The sequence below is a fragment of the Granulicella arctica genome (assembly GCF_025685605.1).
Lineage (GTDB): Bacteria > Acidobacteriota > Terriglobia > Terriglobales > Acidobacteriaceae > Edaphobacter > Edaphobacter arcticus.
Window position 1 is genome coordinate 1305765 of sequence record NZ_JAGTUT010000001.1, and the last position, 20466, is coordinate 1326230.

Genomic DNA, 20466 nt, shown 5'->3' on the forward strand with positions numbered 1-20466 from the left:
GCTGTGAAACACAGCGGGAGCTTAGGTTCCCGAATAACTACTGCCAACCGCCGCCCAATGCGCTGTAGAGCTGAACCAAGGTTAGAGCCTCTCCCTGCTGTGCTGAGACTAGATTCAGTTGTGCCGTGAAGAGGTTGGTATCGGTGGTTAGCACCTCAAGGTACGCGGTAGCTCCGCCTTGATAGCGCATGCGGGCAAGGCGGGTTGAGTCCTGCGCGGCATCTACGAGCTTCTCTTGTTGCTCGCGGTAGACGCGTTGCTTGTTGAGGGCAATGAGGGCATTCGAAACATCGTGGAGAGCGGTGGCGATCGTCTTCTGGTAGGCGAAGACGTCTTCCTTCTGCGTCTCTTTGGCGATGTTCAACTGGCCTCGCAGCTTGCCACCTTCAAAGAGCGGTTGAGCGAGCGAGCCGATGCCGTAGATGGTTTTGCCATCGGGGCTAAAGATGCTGGACAGACTATCTCCGCCAACGCCACCTGAGGCACTGATCGTGAGCTGAGGAAAGAATTGAGCGCGGGCGATGCCGATCTGCGCGTTCGCCGCTACAAGGGTCGCCTCCGCTTGTTGGATGTCGGGGCGGCGCTCCAGAAGCTGTGTCGGGAGTCCGGTAGGGAGATCCTGCGGGGGCGGTGTGAGCGCGTTCGGACTTGTGCGGACGATAGGACCAGGATTATCGCCGAGCAGGAGGCTCATCGCATTCTCCTGCTGCTGGATCTGCTGTTCTAATTGAGGGATCTGCGAGGTCGCGGTGTATAGGAGCTGCTCAGCCTGGCGAAGATCCGACAGTGGTGCTGCACCTCCGTCGGCAAGCGTCTGGGTCAGCTTGACGGAATCCTGCCGTGCCTTCAAGGTTTGCTTCGTGATGTCGAGTTGACGATCCAGAGCGCGAATCTGGAGGTAGGTGGTTGCGACGCTCTGCACAAGAGAGAGACGAACGGCCCTCTGTGCCCATGTCTGTGCGAGCAGTTGTGCGCGAGCAGCTTGTGTTTGCTTGCGATAGAGACCCCAGAAGTCCGGCGTCCAGGCAGCAGAGAGATTGAACGAGCCTTCGGACAGCGGGCTGGAGATGCTGTTGCTTCCGCTGCTCGAGCCAAAAGTCGACGAGTTGAAGGAAGCACCGATGCCGGTTCCACCGACGGACAGGGTGGGGAATTCCTGCGAGCGTGTGATTTGGACCTGCGCCTGCTGCTCGGCTACACGCTGGGCTGCAATTTGGATGTCATAGTTGTTGGTGAGCGCTGTGCGGATGAGCGCTTGAAGCTCAGGCTCGCGGAAGACCTGGACCCAATTCTGATCACCGAGTGAGTTCTGCGCGTCACTGGTAACGGCAGCTTCGTCGGCTCCACGGAAGGCTGGGGGCGCCGGGTAGGCCGGACGTTTGTACTTTGGACCTACGTTGCAGCCTGCAAGGGCGCCGGCGAGGATGCCACCGGCTGCGATTGCGAAGGTGCGTCTGAACCAGAGTGGTGAGTTTCTCATGCGTGACCTCCTGGGGTCGGGGTCGATTTCGGCGGTCCGCCACCGGCTGCTTTGCCGGCTGCGACTGGATCGAAGTCTGCCTTGGAGTCCATCGTCGTGCTCTTGCCGCCCTTGCTGAAACGATGCGAGATGTACTCGACGACGGAGAAGGTAACTGGAATGAAGATGAGGCCGATGGCCGTCGACAGGAACATGCCGCCGATAACGGTGGTTCCTAGGATGCGTCGTGATGCTGCGCCTGCACCGGTTGCAGTCCATAGCGGAAGGCAACCAAAGACGAAGGCGAGAGCGGTCATGACGATTGGACGGAAGCGTAGACGCGCCGCGCTGAGTGCAGCCTCCGAAATGCTCATGCCGGCTTCGTAGTTGGTCTTGGCGAACTCGACGATGAGGATGGCGTTTTTGGCGGAGAGACCGATGAGCATGACAACGCCGATCGTGGCGAAGATGTCGTTCTCAAGTGTGCGGACATGAAGGGCTATGTACCCGCCAAGAATGGCGACTGGAGTGCTGAGCAGAACGCTGAACGGCAGCGTCCATGACTCGTAGAGTGCAGCCAGAATGAGAAAGACGAAAAGAAGGGAGAGACCGAAGACGGCGTAGGTCGGCACACCCTTCTGCGCCATATCTTCCTGGTAGGAGATGCCAGAATAATCGAAGCCCGCTCCGGGTGGCATCGTTTCGGCGAATGTCTTTTCGAGTGCAGCGCGCACCTGGCCTGAGCTGTAGCCGGGCTTTGCGGTGATGTTGACCTGTGCCGCGTTGAACTCGTTGAAGCGGAAAATGTATTCAGGCCCGGTGATCTGCTTGACGTGAACCAGCGCGCCTAGCGGAACCTGTCCGCCGTTAGCACTGCGCACATAGAACTGATCAATGTTCTTGATGTCCGTGCGTGAGGTGCCCTCTGCCTCCACATAAGTCTGCCACTGGCGACCGAAGCGGTTGAAGTAGTTGACGAGATAGCCGCCCATAAATGTGGACATGGTGGTGTAGACGTCAGAGAGCTGAACCTGCTGCTGCAGGACCTTCTCCTTATCCACGTCCGCATAGAGCTGTGGGACGTTGGGCGAGTAGGACGGAAGCGCGAATGCTACTTCAGGCAGCTTGCTGATCGCACCCAGATAGGTCATCAGGTTCTTGGTAAGGATCTCGGGATCATCCTTGCCAGAACGATCTTCAATCACCATCGTGACCCCGCCTGAGGTTCCGATACCCGGAATGGAGGGCGGCGGGAAGGCGAAGGCGATGCCGTCAGGATTGCCGGCAAGTTGTTTGCCAAGGCTGGCTGTAATGTATGACAGCTGTTCTTCTTTGCTCTTGCGCACCTCCCACGGCTTCAGCGCGACGAAGAAGAAGCCCTGATTGGTGCTCTGCACCTGAGTGAGAAGAGAGAAGTTGGTGACGGCGATAACACCTTCAACACCGGGTGTCTTGAGGAGAGCGGCCGTGATCTTCTGCTGAGCCGCATCTGTCCGTTGTGCTGAGGCTCCATCGGGAAGCTGTAGGGCGAGAAACATGTAGCCCTGATCTTCCGTCGGCAAGAACCCACCGGGAAGCGTACTGCCAAGGAAGACGCCCAGGATGGCGATAATCGCAATTCCAATCATCGCCAAGTAGGACTTGTGGATAAGGACGTCCGAGGTATGGACGAAGCTTTCCGTCGTGCGGCCGAAGAATTTGTTGAAAAGCGCAAAGCCCTTACCGATCAAGCCGGGCTTCTGTTCCTTATTTTTTGGCTTGAGTAGAAGCGAGGCCAATGCGGGAGACAGGGTGAGCGCGTTGAATGCGGAGATGAGCACCGAAATAGCGATCGTCACAGCGAACTGCTGATAGAGTCGTCCAGTGATACCCGGGATGAAGGCTGTCGGAATGAAGACGGCTGCGAGGATGAGGGCAATGGCGACCACTGGACCGCCTACCTCTTCCATGGCCTTGATAGTGGCGGCTTTAGGGTCCATACCCTCGTCAATATGGTGCTCTACTGCTTCGACGACGATGATGGCGTCATCGACCACGAGTCCGATTGCAAGCACAAGCCCGAAGAGCGACAGCGTGTTGATGGAGAAGCCGAGAGCCGGGAAGATGATGAAGGTTCCAATGAGGGAGACCGGCACGGCCAGCAGCGGGATGAGGGTTGCTCGCCAGCCCTGCAGGAAGATGAAGACTACGACCACAACGAGGGCAAGCGCTTCCAGCAGCGTAATGACGATTTCATGGATACCCGAGCTGACAGCCTTGGTCGTGTCAAGCGGGACGTTGTAGGAGATGCCCGGGGGGAAGGTCGAGGACAGTTCTTTCATGCGGGCGTTGACGGCAGCTGCAGTCGCGACAGCATTGGAGCCGGGGAGCTGATAGACGGCCATGACGCCGGAGGGATTCTGGTTGTAGCGTCCGGAGATGGCGTACGCCTGATCGCCAAGCTCGATGCGGGCGACATCTGACAGATGAAGGATCGATCCGTCGGCATTCGCGCGGAGGATGATGTTGCCAAACTCCTCCGGCTTTACGAGACGACCCTGGGTGCGAACGGTATAGGTAAACTGCTGACCCTTCGGTATGGGCTCCGCGCCGATCTGACCGGCAGGGTTCACGTTGTTCTGCGTCTGAATCGCTGTGATCACTTCGGGTGCGGTGACGCCAAGCTTGGCGAGCTTGTTTGGATCTACCCAGATACGGAGCGCATACTGACCGCCGAAGATTTGGACGCGAGACACGCCCTTGACGCGTGTGATCTGATCCTGCAAATTGATGATCGCGTAATTGGTGAGGAAGTCCTGGCTGAGCTTATTGCCGGGCGAGTTGACAGCAATGAGCATCAGGGGCGAGGTAAGCGCCTTCTGCACGGTGAGGCCAGCCGTGGTGACCTGTGCGGGAAGCTGTGACTGCGCCTGGTCGACGCGAAGCTGCGAGAGCACTTGGTCAATGTTGGGATCGGTTTTGACGTCAAAGTCTACGAACAGTTGAACAACGCCATTGTTGGCGCTGACCGAGTTCATGTAGATCATGTTGTCGACGCCGTTCATCTGCTGCTCGATAGGCGTAGACACTGCCTGTGCGAGCGTCTTGGCATCGGCACCGGGGTAGGTGGCTGTGACCAGGATCTCTGTAGGAACGATGTCAGGGAACTGAGAGGTAGCGAGTGTGAACATCGACACAGTACCGAGGATCACGGTCAGGATGGCGATGACAATCGCAACAATGGGCCGATTGATGAAAAACTTTGACATGAATTACCTCCCGGCCGATGTGGTCGCCTGACTTGTAGGCGCGACGGGCGGACCTTGATGCGGAGCAACTGGGGTGCCCTCGCCGAGCTTTTGGAGGTTATCGATGATGACCTTTGCCCCGGGCGCGACGCCGTCTTCGACGAGCCAGTTGGTTCCGACCTGCGGGCCGAGCTTCAACGTAACGAGGTGAGCCTTGCCGTCAGGACCGGCAACAAATGCCTGCTGTAATCCCTGTAATTCTTGAATAGCAACTTGTGGGATGAGCAAAGCGTTACGGCGCAACTGTGTCTCTGCCTTCACACGACCGAACTGACCTGGTCGTAGAACGTTGCCGGGGTTGGGGAAAGATGCGGCAATGCGGATAGCGCCAGTTTGCGCGTTGATCTGGCGATCGACGAAGGCAATGTGACCCTTCTGTGGATAGGCTTCCCCGTTGGCAAGCGTGAGCGTCAGCGGCACTGCGGAGGCATTCTTCAGGAGATCTCCGCCGCCGGCGCGGGCGCGCTGCACGAGAGCGAGGTACTCACTGTCGCCGATGGAAAAGTAGGCCTTGATCGGGTTCAACTGCGAAACTGAGGTGAGGATCGACTGCGTGTTGACAAGGTTGCCGACCTGCAATGTCGCCTGTCCAGCGACCCCAGTGATAAGCGAGCGAACATGCGTGAACCCAATGTTCAGCTTCGCATTCGCGACGGCAGCATCTGCGGCGGCGACAGATGCCTGGGCGGATTGTACGGACGCTTTTTGTTGTGCCTCTTGCTGCGTATCGTTGTCCAGCTGGCTCTGTGCGATCGCTCGCGCCTGCGCTAGTGGCGTGTCGCGCTTTACGTTGATCTGGGCAAGGTCCAACTGCGCCTGCGCCTGCGCGACTTGGCCCTTTGCCTGTGCAAGTTGCCCGAGAGCCTGATCGAGAGCTGCCTGGAAAGGTCGAGGGTCGATCTCAAAGAGCACCTGACCTTTGGAGACTTGCGAACCTTCGCGATAGTTCTGCTTGATTAAATAACCATTCGCCTGCGGCTGAATCTGCGCATTCACGTAGCCGTCCAGCGTGCCAACCCATTCGCCTGAGATCGGGACGTCGGTTGGCTCAAGCTGCACCACAGTCACAGGTAACGCCTGCGGCGGAGGGGCGGCCGGAGGTTTCGAGGTGCAACCTGCGAGAAGGCCCGCGCCTGCAAGAAGTATGGCGACCGCGCCTGCGTACTTCAAATTATTGGAACTGACTACTGCTGCGGCGTTCTTACGCTGCTCGCTCATGATCTATTCTCCGTAGAAGCTTAGAATTTTTCGCCTCTGAACGCTCGATTGGGCAGGTTCGCACATGCGTGAATGGTTACCATGTGACGCGGCGAATGAGACGATCGATTCAAAAGATGTCACTGGAAAACCATCTATCAGCCTTCTGTAGGCGACAATGCAGTGTGGTTATATAGCAACAATTGCTGCGCTTCCCGAGTAAATCTCCTGCGAACCGTGGATTTGAACATGTGAGGTTCGAGGACATTGCAGCGAATACTGGCCGAACTCGGGTGCGCATCATGCTACTGTCAAGACAAAGAAAATGTGTTATGCACGATCTTTGAGGATGATATGCAATATCACGATCGATAGATTAGACCTTGCTCCATGCCTATCTACTATTGAGAAGTGTGTGGGAGCATTGGGCGAACATCGTAGCGCTGAGCATGGCTCGTGAACGCACATTGCATGAATTCTATGACAAATACCACGAATCAGATAGCCGGCAAGCTCGCATCATCTGAACTTCATATATCGCCGATGGGCATTGCTGTTTGTTGAGGTGTATAGATAGGTTGGCCTCGCAATAAAGACCATTGGCTGTCGACTTGAAGTGACGCTAAATCAAGTGCCACGAAGGCTGGTCGAGCGCATGCCCCACTTGATTAGGCGTGCCTGATTAGGCGTGGTTTCTGATTTGGACATACTTCTTATAGGCTGCGATCCAATCGCTAGCGATGGCGCGCTGGGCCGACGCTAAATCAATCTGCTGGTTGCAAACCATGACGTGCAGGTGATCTTCCAAAGCATCTTTGAGATGGGCGTTCCAGACTTTCGAGCTGTTGGGTTCTGGCCACAAATTGCCCAAGTCGGCTGTTCCTCCAAGTTGGGGGTTGATTAGATAATCGACCTGGTAGTCATTTGCGGGTGCGTCGGTGATGCCATACTCCTTGAAGATGGCTTGCTTTATGGTAGGTGAGACATCGGGGTCGAGATCGCCATCTTGTTGGTTACATATCTCAGAGAGGCTAACTGGGCGCGTCACGCCGGGAGTAAGTCCACTATCCGGGCGAAGGCGGGTTTCGAGTTGAGGCATATGACTAGAGTCGAAGAGATGGCCCTGCCAATCGAACATATTACAGCTAAGGACGGCTACGGCGATGGCTGCGTAAAGATAGATCTCAGGACCCGTCAATGGAGTGGCGGACAGCAGTCCGCGTTTCAACTTCGGAGCAGCATCCATTCCCAGCTTAATCAAATAGTGCGGCGCGCTTTCAAATTCCACCGGTGCAGCAATCGAAGCGCGGTTCAGCCTTGAGATATTCGCCGTGACATCTTCGAATTCTCGCTTTCTTGAGCGACATTCGGAACATTCAGCGAGATGTTTCTGCGCATAGTTAGCTGCTCGATGGGAAATCTCACCATCAAGGAAACCGACAAGTTCTTTATCGTTTAAATGACCTCTTCGCCCAAACATTGAGTTACCTCGCATTCATTTGCCCCAGCCGGGAGAGCGAACGCACGAGTATCGTGGCGACAGTACCCAACGATACTCCGACAACCCCTGCTATCTCACGATAGGTCAGGCCCTCCGCGCGAAGTTGTAGACAACGCTGGTCTCGATCTGGAAGTGTGCGGTAGACCCTCAACAGGTCTGCATGCTGCTCACCCGCAATCGCTATTTCCTCTGGATTCAGTTCGCTGGTATAGTGCTCCTCCGGCGTATAGGCATCCAGTTGAGTTAGCCGCGCGCGACTCTGAATTAACATCCGGCGCCGCAGTGCAAGGTTGTGCGTCACCCGAAAAATCCAAGCGCGCAGGTTGCTTCGCGAGCGCCTTTTCCGCAGGTGATGAAACAAAGCCAGGAATACCTCTTGAAGAATATCCTCGCCGTCACACTGAGCCAGCCCAAACGACACCGCATACCGAAGAACCGGCATCCGCAGTAAGTCGAACAGCGCCAGCATCTCTTGGTCAAGCGGCATTGGCACGGCATCACTCTGTGTGAGAAAAAGTCCAACAGCCGAATTGGAAGATGCCCGCTCCATTGTTCGCTCTCATTATTCACTATCCCGCAGTTCAAAAATCCTGAACAGAATCGCTCTAGGCGGAATACATCAGTAGAAAACCGACATTCACAAGCAGCAACGAGGCTCCAGGCTCGAAAGGTAACGCATGTGCTTCCGCAACCTCGCAGCATTTCTACTGTTTGTAGCTATCTCACCCCTCGTTGCACAAGTTCAACCTATCGGCGAGATCAAACTCCACATCACCGACCCCTCAGGTGCATCTCTTCAGGTTGCCGGTCGCATCAACGGTCCTGGAGGCATGTCCCGAACCCTCCAGACTGACGAGCAGGGCAAACTCGACCTGACGGGCCTCGCCCCCGGCCACTACCGTCTCCAGATCGCCCGTAGCGGCTTCGTTCCCCAGAGTCTCAGCATAGATCTCACATCCACCATGCTCGTCTCCCGCGAGATCAAATTAGGCGTCCAAGGTACATCGACTTCGGTCAATGTGTTCTCGCTCACACCCATCGGCCAGGCCGACCAGTCGTTTGATCAGATCCCCGTTTCGCTTCAAGGTATTACAGCCAAGAACCTCGAAGACAGTAACGCCCTTGACCTCGCCGACCTCATGAACAAGCATCTCACCAGTGTCTTCGTTAACGAGAACGTCGGCAACCCCTACCAACCGGATATCAACTACCGCGGCTACACTGCCTCGCCTCTCCTTGGCACACCCGAAGGTCTTTCCGTGTACCTTGATGGCGTTCGCCAAAACCAGCCCTTCGGTGATGTAGTCGCCTGGGACCTTATTCCCAAGATTGCCATCCGCGACATGGCTCTCATCCCGGGATCCGATCCAGTTTACGGTCTGAACACCTTAGGCGGCGCCATCTCTGTCCACACCAAAGATGGTCTTACTACACCGGGTGCCAGCCTTCAGATCACCGGCGGCAAGTTCGGTCGGCGAAGTGGAGAAGGCGAGATCGGAGGTCTGCTACCCCATGGGTACAACTACTACGTCGCCGGCAACCTGTACCGCGAAGACGGCTGGCGGCAGTACTCTTCTACCGAGGTTCGCCAGTCTTTCGCAAAGCTTGGCTGGTCTGATGCGAAAACTACCTTCTCTCTCGCCGGAGCATACGCCGACAACTGGCTGACCGGCAACGGCACCTCCGACTTCCGCTTCCTCAAAACGGATTACAGCAGTGTCAACACCATTCCGGACGTCACTTGGGATCGCTCACCCTCGCTCACCCTGAACGCGACCCACGCCCTCTCCGATAAACTTATTCTCTCCAGCAATGCTTACTATCGCTATGTCCGCACGGACAGTTCCAACGGCGATCTGAATGACGACTCCTTCGACCAGTCACTCTACAACCTCTCGGCCGCCGACATCGCCGCACTCAAAGCCGCGGGCTACACCGGCTTCCCAATCACGGGCAATGTCACTAGCGAGCCCACTCCTTTCTGGCGCTGCCTTGCCCAAGTACTTGAAGATCAGGGCAACGGCGAGCCCTCCGAAAAGTGCGACGGCATCGTTACCCGCACCACCGACAAGCAGAACAGCTACGGTCTCTCCGGTCTGATGACTTGGCGCAGGAAGCATAACCGGCTAATCATCGGCGCCGGCTGGGATCGCGGCACCTCCACCTACAAGCAGCTCTCTCAGCTCGCCTATCTCAACCCAGACAATGTTTCCTTCACGCTCGTTGACGCCTTCATTGACGGCTCAATAATGTCTGGTGGCAATCCTGTCGACACCCGTGTCCAGCTCCACGGAATTGTCAATACTCCAAGCATCTACGCGACCGACACTCTCACCTACGGGTCGGTTAGCCTCACCTTATCCGGTCGCTACAACCATACGGCTCTCGATAATTTGGATTATCTTCCTGTCTCGGCCGCGCGCGGCAATCTCACCAGCACGAACACCTTCCAGCGTTTCAATCCCGCAGTTGGCCTGACCTACAAGCTCTCTCGTTTCTTCAACACATACTTCAATTACAGCGAAGCCAGCCGCTCTCCCACCTCTATCGAATTGGGCTGCTCCGATCCGAACGAACCTTGCAATCTGCCGAATGCGCTCGTAAGCGACCCTCCACTCAAGCAGGTCGTCTCCCGCACCTTCGAGGCCGGTATTCGCTCGAACGGAGAGAGTACCTTCCACTGGAGCGCTGATTATTTCTTCGGGCAGAACTCCAGCGATCTACTCTTCGTCGCGTCGGAACAAACTGGCTTCGGCTATTTCCTAAACTTCGGCAAAACCCGCCGCGATGGTATCGAACTGGAATTGGGGGAAGACTGGAGTCACTGGAGCCTGGGCGGCAACTACACCTTCCTCAACGCTACCTACCAGAGCCCCCAGACCATTGATGGGGGCAGTAACAGCACAAACGACAGCGCTCTTGCCGGACTCAAGGGCATCGATGACGACATCCACATCGTCCCCGGGGACTACATCCCCCAGGTTCCCCGTAACCTCCTCAAGCTCTATGGTCAGTACAAGCCGTCGTCAAAGCTCACGGCCGAGCTCGACATTCTCGCTGCCGGATCCTCCTTCGCCCGCGGCAATGAGAATAATCTCGACCAGCCCGACGGCGTCTACTATCTCGGCTCCGGCAAGTCCGCCGGTTACGGCGTCGCCAGCATCGGTGCGCACTATCAGATCCGGCCTCGCATCCAGCTCTTCGTTCAGGCAAACAATCTACTGGATAAGCACTACTCTACCGGCGCCCAACTCGGCACGACCCCCTTCGACAACAATGATCACTTGGTGGCTCGGCCCTTCGGAATTCCCAATGGCAGCGGCGCTGGCACCATCCCCATCCGCACCTCCACCTTCCTTGCTCCCGGAACTCCCTTCAACATCTACGGCGGTTTCAAGATTACCTTGTGGAACAAACATTAGTGGCTACATGCCAGAGCGTTCCAGATGCTGTAACGCTGGACAAGTGGTATCAAAATCTCTTCCAGAACCACAAATCAATCGGTGACTTTGACTCAAACGAAAAGCAAGTAAGAGACGCCCACCTCTCGGATCGGAAGTCAGCCTCCTAAGCTAGCCCTTTTGCTGAAAGATACCTTCGAGCTCAAAGTGTGCTTCATCCTCCAGCCACTTGTGAAGAAAACCTCTTGCTGGATGACGGCGTTCGGTCTTGACCAGCCTCCTCCCCGCTTCACAAAGGATCGCGATGGCCTGCCTGTTCGCTTTAGGTGAGCCTCGACGACCCTCAAGTTGCTCCAATACTAGGTATTGAGTCGCGCTGTACAGCTTTCTAGCTGCCAACTCCATATCGGAAACACCGCGGCGGCGTTCAAAGAGGCGAGGGGTTGGCTGGCTACGCATCAGTGCAGCAATCGAGATCATCTCAGGCATAGGATTCTCATGGCTATCACCTAAGATCGGCAAATTGGCTTGGATGATTAGCCATCTCACCAACGTCATCTTTAGACTGGCGAACAGCTAGGTAGCAATCGTTCAGAAGCAACATACGGGCCTGCCAAGCGCAATGATCAAATCTGATAGTGGTCCCGCAATTGAAGGGCTCGCAAAAGTATGTAACCCCGCCAGAACATACACGTCGAGAAACCAAGCAGAATTCCTCAGAATTGCATGAGTGGGTATGCGACTTCCTCCCTGCGGAAGCTTTTTCGGCTGCGCATCGTCAACATGAGAAATAAAACTCATTTCGTTGTACGGGAACTTTACCTACCAGCTACCGGTGGGCCGCGGCCGCACCTTCTTCTCCAGCGATTCCCGCTGGCTGGATGAGGTAATCGGCGACTGGGACGTCAGCGATCTGGTGGCCTACCACAGCGGCAACGGGCCGGGCACGTCGTCGAGCGCCTTCGTGGCGAGCTACTCGAACGATGCGCCGGGTATTCTGGTCGGCAGCCCAGTTCTTTTGCGCCGCCGTTTGGACAAGATCGGTAATCAACTGTTTATGCTCGATAATCCGACAGCAGCAGCTGCGGCATTCACCGGCCCGCTAGGCTTCCAGATCGCAGTCGGAACAACCTGCGTGGACCACCATTCTTCAATCTTGATTCGGCCTTGGCAAAGACCTTCCCGGTAGTTCCAGGGAGATCAACTTGAAGTTCCGTGCAGATGCCTTCAACGTGCTAAACCATCCGAATTTCTTAGCGCCGGGTGAAACCTCTAGCCAAGTGACGTGAGCCAGCCTGGCAGCTTCGGTCAGCTTACAGGTATGAATTCCGGCGCCAATGGCATCACGTTTCGCATGTTGCAATTGGCTCTCCGGTTGGAGTTCTAATGCTCAACAAAGCCTAAAACGCCGGAACTCTGTGAGATCACTCGCAACCCTTCGGCCTTTGGATGAATTAGACCTTTGCAAATGATCAAGATTACAAGTTAAATTGTTTGACCTATTCATAGTTCCGTCACCTCGTCGCGAACCGGGCCCAGCTTCCCACTATCGTTCGGAAGCTTATTGTGAGCGCAGCTTCTCCCATCCCAACGGTTGGCTTCGAAGTCGAACTCAGACCATTTTCGCGCTAGATTGATCTCGGGTCCTGAATAAATGAGGGCCATCAACTTTTACTCATCGGTGCTCATACCCAGCTTCACCTTCTTGCTCTCAACGGCAGATGCAGTTGCCGGATCAGTGATCAACCCATCAATTGTCTTCTTAAGATCTTCGGGTGTCATTGTGTCCAGCCCAGGAAGCTTCACGTTCACTTCCGTACGGCACGAGACGGAGTGAGGCTTGAAATGTTTTGGAGCAACAAAAGGGATTTTTGGCGTTGCGCGATCTAGCGTGACAAGTCCGCGGACGCCTGCCTTGTTCAAGTTGACCTTCATTTCAGTGGAATGGTACGAGTCGAAGCACATGATTTTGCAGCGTGACAGTCGATCCCCAAGAAGGAATCCTTTGCCTGACCCGCCTCGTTACATCCTGAGAAATATCCGCTAGAAAGCGGACGTCGCCTACGAAACAAATGCCCTACCACTGCTGCAAGGTTGGCTCTGGGTGCTTACAGTTCCTCAAACTGATCTTGATTGGCCAGTCGGCCGTTTGGTCAGTTGAGCGATCCAAGCAGATTTATGTCACCCTTTTCAAGTTCAAGACCAAACACGTCCAGGTTCTGGATCTGGCGTTCACCAGTGGCTGGTTTTGGAAGCGGAATGGCACCAAGCTGATGATGCCATCGCGCACGTAGCCGCTGGGATTCTGGCTTGACGCACAATCGCCAATGCACGTTTGAGATAAGGCAGCCATCGAAACGTGCGTTGGCCTGTTCTCACTAGTCGAAGCGGCTATAGTCCCCGTTTGAAATAAAAAGTTACTTTTCAAAGTGCGATCTGAACTTAAATGCACTTCGGTGGTGGTGTCTCACGTTTTTTTCGCTTTCCGAGAATCTGTCGATCGCTCCGAATGCGTTTTCAGAACGGAGTGGCTAACGCGAAAGTTGCTCAGAAAAGCCTTTATACCTCGCTCAAGTCCGCCCTTCGGACCAGATGGTCCGAAGGCACCGGAATGTTCAAGCGTGGCGTACCCATGCAGGAAGGCCCAGGTAGCTACAGCGGCAGCCGTATCGTCCAGCTGTCCAGAGACGGCGCTGGCGGCGTCTACCATCAGATCCCACACGGCTTTGCCGGCTCCTGACGCATACCGCTCGGGATGGTTGTGCTGTATGACGAACGTATAAAGCGGAAACCGTTCCCTCGCGAACCGCAGATAGACTTCAACCACTCTTCGAAACCTGGTCTCCGGATCAGCGGTCGCTGCCGCGGCCCGAAACTCAACCAGCATTACATTGAGTATCTCCTCGGCAACCGCAACTTCTAGCGCCTCCTTATCCGAAAAATAGCGGTATAAACTCGGCGCTTTCACGCCAAGCTCCGCGGCAACGGCTCTTAGTGACAGCCCGTCGGCGTCCCCATGTTCTACGAGGTGCACCGCCGTTTTCAAGATCTCTTTTGACGACAGGAACTTTGGATGAGCCATTGCTTACATAGTAAGCCTTGACAGGGTGGCGGGCTTGGCTTACGCTGTAAGTCATCGAGCCGATCGTTGACTTGAGTCGATCACCAAGGAGAAGCAGTATGGAAACCACGATCCGAAAGGTACTTGTTCCCCACTTTGGAGATGAGAGTGTTCTACAGATCATTGAGGCAACAGTCGCGAGTCCACAGGTGGGTGAGGTGCAGGTACAAGTGCTACATTCCGTGGTCGCGGGTTCCGATGTCAACATGCGTCGCGGCCTGTATCCGTTTCAGAAGAAAGCGCCCTTGACGCCTGGTTACAGCATGATCGGCAGAGCGCTGGCGAATGGTCCGGGCTGCAAAAAATTTGCTCCAGGAACTCTGGTGGCCTGCCTCACCATCTATGGCTCTCAGGCAGAGCGAATGAATGTTCCAGAGAAGTTTGTATCACCGGTGCCAGAGGGACTAGACCTGCGTCAAGCCACCGCACTTATCCTTGACTGGATGACTGCCTACGAGATGCTCGAGCACAGCGCCCATGTAAAGCGCGGTCAACGAATCTTCGTTCATGGCCTCAGCGGCGCAGTTGGCACAGCGCTTCTCCATCTGGCGCACCTTCGGGGAGCAGAAGTGTTCGGTACCGCTTCAGTGAGTAAGCACGCCGAACTGAGTGCAGCCGATGCCGTGGTCTTCGACTACAGGCAAAAAGATTGGATTCAACAGATGCAGCGCCTGGGAGGCGTGGACTCCGTGTTCGACCCTCTTGGATATCAGAGCTTCGATGAAAGCTATTCGATCCTGCGCAAAGGCGGTCTGCTGGTCGGCTACGGCCAGAACCTTCCCGCGCTGAGCAACGGGCCCCGGCCGTCCCCGCTGCCTATGATCCTCAAGCTGTTCGCTCGCAATCTTGCCTTCTGGTCAGGCAAGCGGACCACCTTTTTTGGCTTATTCAGGGGTTCCAAGCACTTCGCTCCGGATCTGGCGTGCCTCTTCCGCATGCTCGGCGAAGGTCGCATCCGGGTTCCCATCAAGGCCGTATTTCCGCTGGCTGACGTTCAGGAGGCGCATCGCACGTACGCGCGAGGTAGCGGAGTCGGTTCAATTATCCTTGATGTTGCCTAGCAGCAGGAGAAGAAGCGCGAATGAAGCGCCTCACGCTTGGCTACAGATGTGAATCCACTTTTCTCGTCGACGGGACACGCGTCGAGCGAGGAAAGGTCAGCCCTGACGGATCCTGGAATCGCATCATCAATCCCCAGCCATATTTTGTTCTCGTTCTAAGGTCGTCATGTACTGACGCATATAAAGCGATGGCGATCTCATTAGTGCCGGCATGCAATGGGATCTTGAACGATCCATTTTCGAAAGCCATCCTGCCATCCGGTTCTCGGCGTTCTTTCTCTGGATAGTAGAAGTTCTTGCCAGTAGTTAGCAGCGTTCCGTTGGCAAAGATCCATACCTCACCAATCCAACCAAGCGAGACTAGCTTACTCTCAGCATGTTTTGCGGTCACGTTGAAGCGGAGCCAGCCGATCATCGGCGGGCCCTCGGAAGCCACGTACTGGCGATTCAGATTCAACAGTCCGCCACGTTCCGAATCAACAGGGTGCCAGCAGTTCGCTTCAGACGGCATCTCGGAGTAGGCCGGAGTCTGTAGTTTCACCAGGGACTGCAGGGATGATGCCTGCCACTCCCGAATGATGCCTGTCTCGCGAGCAGTTGGATCTAGCTCGGGCTCGGACGCCAATCCACCAACTTCGCCTGGGGTCACAATCAGATTGGTGAAGATCGCCGGCCCGCGAAGGTGCACGGCGCCAGACGCCGACCCGCTCTCGAGGTTACCAACAGATAGAACCGCATCCGTCGAGCGATTGATGAAAACCTTCATCCGTCGTCCGGACACGACGACACGTACGTGGTTCCAGCCGTCGATCATAGGAGCCCGATTCTGATACTGCGGATACGCATTCCAAGGCATGAAGCCATGAATCAAGGGAACATATTGAATCCCATCATTCGAGGCCCGCTCGTCACCAAACATGCGCTCATAAACCTCTTCGCCTTCCGGAGAGGCCTCAGTGCCGCTCACCCGAAACTGCAGTCCCGGCATATCGGGCGCTAGTGGCTTGAAGTCATACTCGATCGTGCCGTCGCGGAAGCTAAGTCCATCCAACGCCGCCGATCCGGCTTTCAGCACGAGCAACCCATCAGGAAAACCTTCCTTGCGAAGGAATTGTGCTTCGCCCTTCGGGCCCATACTGTCGGCCGGAAGCGTGTGCCAGTGGCCGACAGACATCTGGACCTTGATGGGCCTGACTGTGTTAGCACTTGGAACGGTGCCTGCCAGCATGCAAGTGCACGCAAAAACATTCATAAACATCATCAGGAACAAGCCTTTCCTCAGCGGTGGGCAGAGTTTTCAAATAAGCCGGGTGTCGATGGTAGTTGGGCTAACGCCGAAAGGTAGCTCCAGACACGTTGCCCTCCGGAGGGTAGGCCGGCAAGGCTGCGGGTGCTTTGATGTTGTGCACACGCTTACGTCTGATCTGTATCAACGCCGCCGCAACGCCTGCTTCGAGTTGTGCGTCTCTGCCACTGCGGTTGATAACCTCCTCTGGCCGCGAAGGCACAACCAGGTCGGGCGACACACCTTCGTTCTCGATGATCCATCTACCATCTAAGGAGGCGAGCGCATCTTTCGGGATCGTGATGAAGGAGCCATCCATCAGGCGCCACGGACCGTTGATACCCTGAACGCCACCCCATGTGCGTTCCCCTACGAGCTTGCCGAGCCCGAACCTGTGGAAGAAATACGGAAACTGATCTCCATCGGAAGCGGAGCCGTAATTGATCAGGGTAACCATTGCTGGCGGAGCAGTTGCCGAAGGAAGTGGCGATACAGCGCCTTCGCGATTTACAAAGAGACCTGCCCGTTCTCGCCGCAGCACATTGAGCACAGCCTGGCTGGTAAATCCACCGAGGTTCCAGCGCACGTCGAAGATCAAACCTTCTTTGTTCTGCTGTGGGTAGAACTGGCGAACAAAGTCCTTTGAGCCCTCATCTTCGAAAGATGTCAGGAAGATGTAGCCTAGACGTCCGTTCGAAAGTCGATCCACTGCATTGCGATTCGCTTCGATCCATGCCTGGCGGCGCAGTGCGGTGTCGTCTGTGAGTAGCTGAACTTTGATCGTATGTCTCGATCCCGTCGGCGACGCCGCCAAGGTCAAAGTAACCTCGCCGGTAGCTTCGCTGAGCAGGCTCTCAGGACTTGCCGGAGTCCTCAATTCATGCTCGCCGATGGCCAGCAGATAATCGTTTTCTTTCACGTCCAAACCTGGCACACCGAGCGGTCCAGCCAGGTTAGGCCGAGTCTGGTCGCCACGGTAGATCTTGTCGAGCCGGTAGCGACCCGAGGCTGAGTCAAGAGCGTAGTCGGCACCGAGCAGGCCAGTTGAAGATGGCCTTCGCAGGTCGGTATCAATGCCACGCCGTATGAATGTATGAGAACTGGCGATCTCCCCCTGCATTTGAGCAAGCAAGTAGAGAAAGTCATCCTGTGAGCCTAGTTGAGGAATCAGCTTCGCATAGGCGTCATGCACGGACTGCCAGTTGCTTCCGTTCATCACCTTGCTGAAGAACACGTCGCGGTCAAGGCGCCACGCGTTCTCAAACATCTCGGCCCACTCTCGCGGTGGATCCACCGGAACATTTAGGCCACTCAGATCGAAGACTTCACTGACATCAGATTGAGCTTGGCGAGCGGCGGTCGAGGCAATCCGCCAAGCACCATTACGGCGAAATGCAACTCTCTTGCCATTCGAAGAAAGGCTGAAATTATCCAAGTCTCTTATGGAGACTCGGCTCTTCATGGTAACGAGATCCAGCACGTGAAGCGCACCCACCTCACCGGCGAGGTCGCCCCCAATGAGCTGCACCGGCTGGACCCGATAGTAGAGCTCGCTGCACCGCGCTTGTAGTGAAGTTATGGAAGCCGGTGTGACAGGCAAGGCTATGGCACGCGCCATAAGACCATCCAGATCGATCCGCACGGGCGTGTCTGACACTGCAGTCTTTCCTGAGGCACCCAGTAACGGGGACGGTGAGCGGCGGTCAAGTGACACGGCATATAGACCATCTGAATTCAAGGTCGAGACGAGGGCTTCATCGTCTCGGTCCGAGACAAAGGGCTGTTCGTTGCGCTGCGAAACGAAGACGAGAAGACGTCCGTCGGGAGTGAATACCGGTAAGCGGTCGCTCTCCATGGGTGAGCTGACAACCGTGTCGCGACCGGTCGCAAGCTCATGCAAGTGAATGGCCCGAAGCTGGTTTGGACGTTGCGTACTGTACGCCAGCCAGCCACCGTCAGGCGAGAATGCGGCATCACGAATCTCCGCGAACGGATCACTCATGATGCGGAGTGGCGCCACACCGTTCAAAGATACCCACCAGAGCGAGTGATTAGCGTCGGCAACGGCAAGGCTGTCACCCAGCGGCGACCATACGGGTGTGTACAGGTAGCCCGTTGGGAAATGGGTGAGGAGCCGCTCCGGCCCACCGGCTGCAGGGCGAACAGCAAGTTGCTGTGACCCGCTGCTGTCTGTCTCATAAGCGATAGTTCCGCCATCGGGCGACCACGACGGGTGGTCCTCATCGATCCCTGGCGTCTGCGTTATGTCTTCTCCAGCCGCATGCGCATCGACACGGAACAGGTCACCGCGAGCAGAAAGCAACAACGTGTCCCCGAGCGGGGATAGCGCATAGTCCACGCCCCCCATCGCGTCCTTCACGCGAGCGGCCCGCCCGACCGGAACGGATCGGCTTTGAGTACGTTCGCCATCGTACGGCACATCGACCTTCAACTCGTGCAGGTGCTCAGAAGGCAGATCGATCGCAAAGAGATGGCCGCCCTGCTGAAACGTAATCGTCGAACCGCCTAGAGAAGGCCAGTCCACATCGTATTCGGCAAAATGAGTCAGCTGGCGGCACACTCGCGTGCGGAGATCGTAAGCCCAGATGTTTGCGCGAAAGCCGGCTCCTCGATCGGAGACAAAATACACCGTGTGCCCGTACCACATCGGGGAAGTGTCCGTCCCCTTCCAGTCCGTGAGCCGTGTCAGTCGTCTCGTTTGGAAAACGTAGGTGTATAGATCCTGTTGCTGGCCGCCAATATAGCGCTTGCGTAGTTCAGTATTCCGAAAGATCTGGTTGTAGACGATAGCGTGGCCGTCCCGAGCATAGGACATCAGCCCGGCACGGTTGAGCGGCAGCAACGTAGTTGGACCACCTTCTACTGCGACCGTATAGGCCCGGACCAACTTCTCCACCGGCGCATCTCTATGCGAAAGAAATACGACTCGACGGGAATCTGGCGTCCAAGCCACTACCATCGCACCTTCGTCATAGCTACTGGCCTCGAATGTTAGACGACGTGACTCGCCACCGCCGGCCGCGATCACGAATACGTCATGTAAACCGCCGCGCCTCAGGGTGAACGCCAACCATCTTCCGTCCGGGGAGAATAAAGGTGTAGTAACTGCGCCCGGATCATGAGTGAGCCGATGTGCAGACCCGCCTGCCAGCGGAGCGCTCCACAGGTCATCAAAGGCAACAAAGGCCACAGCACTTGCGCTGGTCGTGGGGTAACGCATCAGAGGATTTGTCGGAGCAGCTATCGCCCAAGAAGACGAAAGAAGGAGAGCAAATGCAACGAGCGGCGCGCCGCAAAACCAACTGCAGATCCTCCCTGAAGCCATGGGTTCGAGCCATCGCAATCCCGCACATCGCATAATCGAAATTCTAATATTCATTCTTCCTTTCGAGCGATCAACACCGGTGCGAGGTGCGCAAACGGTATCGTCTCCCAGCGTCCTCCACAAGCAATGGCCTGCACAAGTCCTCGCATCAACTCGCGGCTTCGGGCCCTAAGACACAAGCCACCGGCGGCATATAGCTTTGGCAGAAAGGTCATGAGGTAGGCGGATTGGACGAGAACGTGATCGCCGCAATTCTCCACCCTTCGCTTCCTTTGACTAAAACCCAGGTCTCACTCCCGCGATTTGTGGGCTTTCCGTCTATCAGGAAGATGAAGTCAAAATACACAGACGCAATCGTCCCATCGCTGTTCTTCTGGAGATGCGTATGGGTAGGATTTAAGCTTGCCTTTGACGTCGACACCATCTTGGCGAATTCTGCGTAGCTTCCTACCCGAATTTTCTGCGCATCCGGTGATTTCGCCTTTGCTCGAGAGTAAGTGTCGTCGGAAAGCACATTGAGCCACATACTTCCTTGCGAAATGAAGAGACTGGATAAGCGGGATCCGTCATGACTCAGAACAGCTTCGTGGTACGCGTCGATCACGTGCTGAACGTCGACAGTATCCGACGCGATGCTGGCCGGCATTCCCTTGCTGCTCTCAGTAACTGTTTGGCACTGAGCGAAACGTAAGGCGGTGGTTAGGAGGACGCAAGCTAAAATCTTGCTCATGATAAAGCGATTCATTAGGTGTCTCCTTCACACATCTGCAACTCAGATGTGAATGTGAAACGAAAGTGTCTAATCTCA

The 20466-nt window shown here is 55.9% G+C and carries 15 protein-coding genes; 4 read left to right on the forward strand and 11 right to left on the reverse strand.

Annotated elements, in window-relative coordinates; translation table 11 throughout:
• Positions 1-37 precede the first annotated feature (37 nt).
• The 5 genes from OHL20_RS05335 to OHL20_RS05355 all read right to left on the reverse strand — a co-directional run bounded on the left by OHL20_RS05335 (position 38) and on the right by OHL20_RS05355 (position 7994).
• On the reverse strand, positions 38-1480 hold the full coding sequence (locus OHL20_RS05335; RefSeq protein ID WP_263382168.1) for an efflux transporter outer membrane subunit: 1443 nt from the start codon (positions 1478-1480) through the stop codon (positions 38-40).
• Positions 1477-4707, reverse strand: a complete 3231-nt coding sequence (locus OHL20_RS05340; RefSeq protein WP_263382169.1) for an efflux RND transporter permease subunit — start codon at positions 4705-4707, stop codon at positions 1477-1479. Before OHL20_RS05340 ends, OHL20_RS05335 begins: the two co-directional genes overlap by 4 nt.
• Positions 4708-4710: 3 nt before the next feature.
• Entirely contained in the window at positions 4711-5964 is a 1254-nt protein-coding gene (locus tag OHL20_RS05345) for an efflux RND transporter periplasmic adaptor subunit (protein WP_263382170.1), read from the reverse strand.
• A gap of 661 nt (positions 5965-6625) precedes the next feature.
• Positions 6626-7423 (reverse strand): anti-sigma factor family protein, encoded by a 798-nt coding sequence (locus tag OHL20_RS05350; RefSeq protein ID WP_263382171.1) that lies wholly within the window; start codon positions 7421-7423, stop codon positions 6626-6628.
• A 4-nt stretch (positions 7424-7427) separates the two neighbouring features.
• Entirely contained in the window at positions 7428-7994 is a 567-nt protein-coding gene (locus OHL20_RS05355) for an RNA polymerase sigma factor (RefSeq protein WP_263382172.1), read from the reverse strand.
• A gap of 127 nt (positions 7995-8121) precedes the next feature.
• On the opposite strand from OHL20_RS05355, the gene OHL20_RS05360 reads away from it, so the two are divergent.
• On the forward strand, positions 8122-10866 hold the full coding sequence (locus OHL20_RS05360; RefSeq protein WP_263382173.1) for a TonB-dependent receptor: 2745 nt from the start codon (positions 8122-8124) through the stop codon (positions 10864-10866).
• Between the two features lie 150 nt (positions 10867-11016).
• On the opposite strand, the gene OHL20_RS05365 is transcribed toward OHL20_RS05360, so the two are convergent.
• Positions 11017-11334: a hypothetical protein gene (locus OHL20_RS05365; RefSeq protein WP_263382174.1), complete on the reverse strand. Its 318-nt coding sequence runs from the start codon at positions 11332-11334 to the stop codon at positions 11017-11019.
• Between the two features lie 316 nt (positions 11335-11650).
• On the opposite strand from OHL20_RS05365, the gene OHL20_RS05370 reads away from it, so the two are divergent.
• The gene (locus OHL20_RS05370) at positions 11651-12034 is read left to right on the forward strand and encodes a hypothetical protein (RefSeq protein WP_263382175.1); all 384 of its coding nucleotides are present in this window, start codon (positions 11651-11653) and stop codon (positions 12032-12034) included.
• Positions 12035-12050: 16 nt separating this feature from the next.
• Positions 12051-12134, forward strand: coding sequence for a hypothetical protein (locus OHL20_RS25425; protein ID WP_449555756.1), 84 nt, complete (start codon positions 12051-12053; stop codon positions 12132-12134).
• 382 nt (positions 12135-12516) lie between these two features.
• Here the strand turns inward: OHL20_RS25425 and OHL20_RS05375 are convergent, their stop codons facing one another.
• Both OHL20_RS05375 and OHL20_RS05380 read right to left on the reverse strand, forming a co-directional pair.
• A complete protein-coding gene (locus tag OHL20_RS05375; protein ID WP_263382176.1) occupies positions 12517-12651 on the reverse strand; it encodes a hypothetical protein in 135 nt (44 codons plus the stop codon).
• Between the two features lie 661 nt (positions 12652-13312).
• The gene (locus OHL20_RS05380; protein WP_263382177.1) at positions 13313-13891 is read right to left on the reverse strand and encodes a TetR/AcrR family transcriptional regulator; all 579 of its coding nucleotides are present in this window, start codon (positions 13889-13891) and stop codon (positions 13313-13315) included.
• 134 nt (positions 13892-14025) lie between these two features.
• Between OHL20_RS05380 and OHL20_RS05385 the strand changes: the two genes are divergently transcribed.
• Positions 14026-15027, forward strand: a complete 1002-nt coding sequence (locus OHL20_RS05385; protein WP_263382178.1) for a medium chain dehydrogenase/reductase family protein — start codon at positions 14026-14028, stop codon at positions 15025-15027.
• A 40-nt stretch (positions 15028-15067) separates the two neighbouring features.
• Here OHL20_RS05385 and OHL20_RS05390 read toward each other — a convergent pair whose 3' ends face one another.
• From OHL20_RS05390 to OHL20_RS05400, 3 genes are all read right to left on the reverse strand, one after another.
• Positions 15068-16279: a hypothetical protein gene (locus OHL20_RS05390; protein WP_263382179.1), complete on the reverse strand. Its 1212-nt coding sequence runs from the start codon at positions 16277-16279 to the stop codon at positions 15068-15070.
• A gap of 76 nt (positions 16280-16355) precedes the next feature.
• Positions 16356-19229: a S41 family peptidase gene (locus tag OHL20_RS05395; RefSeq protein ID WP_263382180.1), complete on the reverse strand. Its 2874-nt coding sequence runs from the start codon at positions 19227-19229 to the stop codon at positions 16356-16358.
• A gap of 640 nt (positions 19230-19869) precedes the next feature.
• Positions 19870-20403 (reverse strand): Cif family virulence factor, encoded by a 534-nt coding sequence (locus OHL20_RS05400; RefSeq protein ID WP_263382181.1) that lies wholly within the window; start codon positions 20401-20403, stop codon positions 19870-19872.
• Positions 20404-20466 lie beyond the last annotated feature (63 nt).

Bases quoted from the DNA above. Each gene is read 5' to 3' on its own strand.
- OHL20_RS05350 (WP_263382171.1), bottom strand. From the start codon at position 7,423: ATGTTTGGGCGAAGAGGTCATTTAAACGATAAAGAACTTGTCGGTTTC.
- OHL20_RS05400 (WP_263382181.1), bottom strand. From the start codon at position 20,403: ATGAATCGCTTTATCATGAGCAAGATTTTAGCTTGCGTCCTCCTAACC.
- OHL20_RS05385 (WP_263382178.1), top strand. From the start codon at position 14,026: ATGGAAACCACGATCCGAAAGGTACTTGTTCCCCACTTTGGAGATGAG.
- OHL20_RS05340 (WP_263382169.1), bottom strand. From the start codon at position 4,707: ATGTCAAAGTTTTTCATCAATCGGCCCATTGTTGCGATTGTCATCGCC.
- OHL20_RS05365 (WP_263382174.1), bottom strand. From the start codon at position 11,334: ATGCCTGAGATGATCTCGATTGCTGCACTGATGCGTAGCCAGCCAACC.
- OHL20_RS05355 (WP_263382172.1), bottom strand. From the start codon at position 7,994: ATGGAGCGGGCATCTTCCAATTCGGCTGTTGGACTTTTTCTCACACAG.
- OHL20_RS05360 (WP_263382173.1), top strand. From the start codon at position 8,122: ATGTGCTTCCGCAACCTCGCAGCATTTCTACTGTTTGTAGCTATCTCA.
- OHL20_RS05345 (WP_263382170.1), bottom strand. From the start codon at position 5,964: ATGAGCGAGCAGCGTAAGAACGCCGCAGCAGTAGTCAGTTCCAATAAT.
- OHL20_RS05335 (WP_263382168.1), bottom strand. From the start codon at position 1,480: ATGAGAAACTCACCACTCTGGTTCAGACGCACCTTCGCAATCGCAGCC.
- OHL20_RS05390 (WP_263382179.1), bottom strand. From the start codon at position 16,279: ATGAATGTTTTTGCGTGCACTTGCATGCTGGCAGGCACCGTTCCAAGT.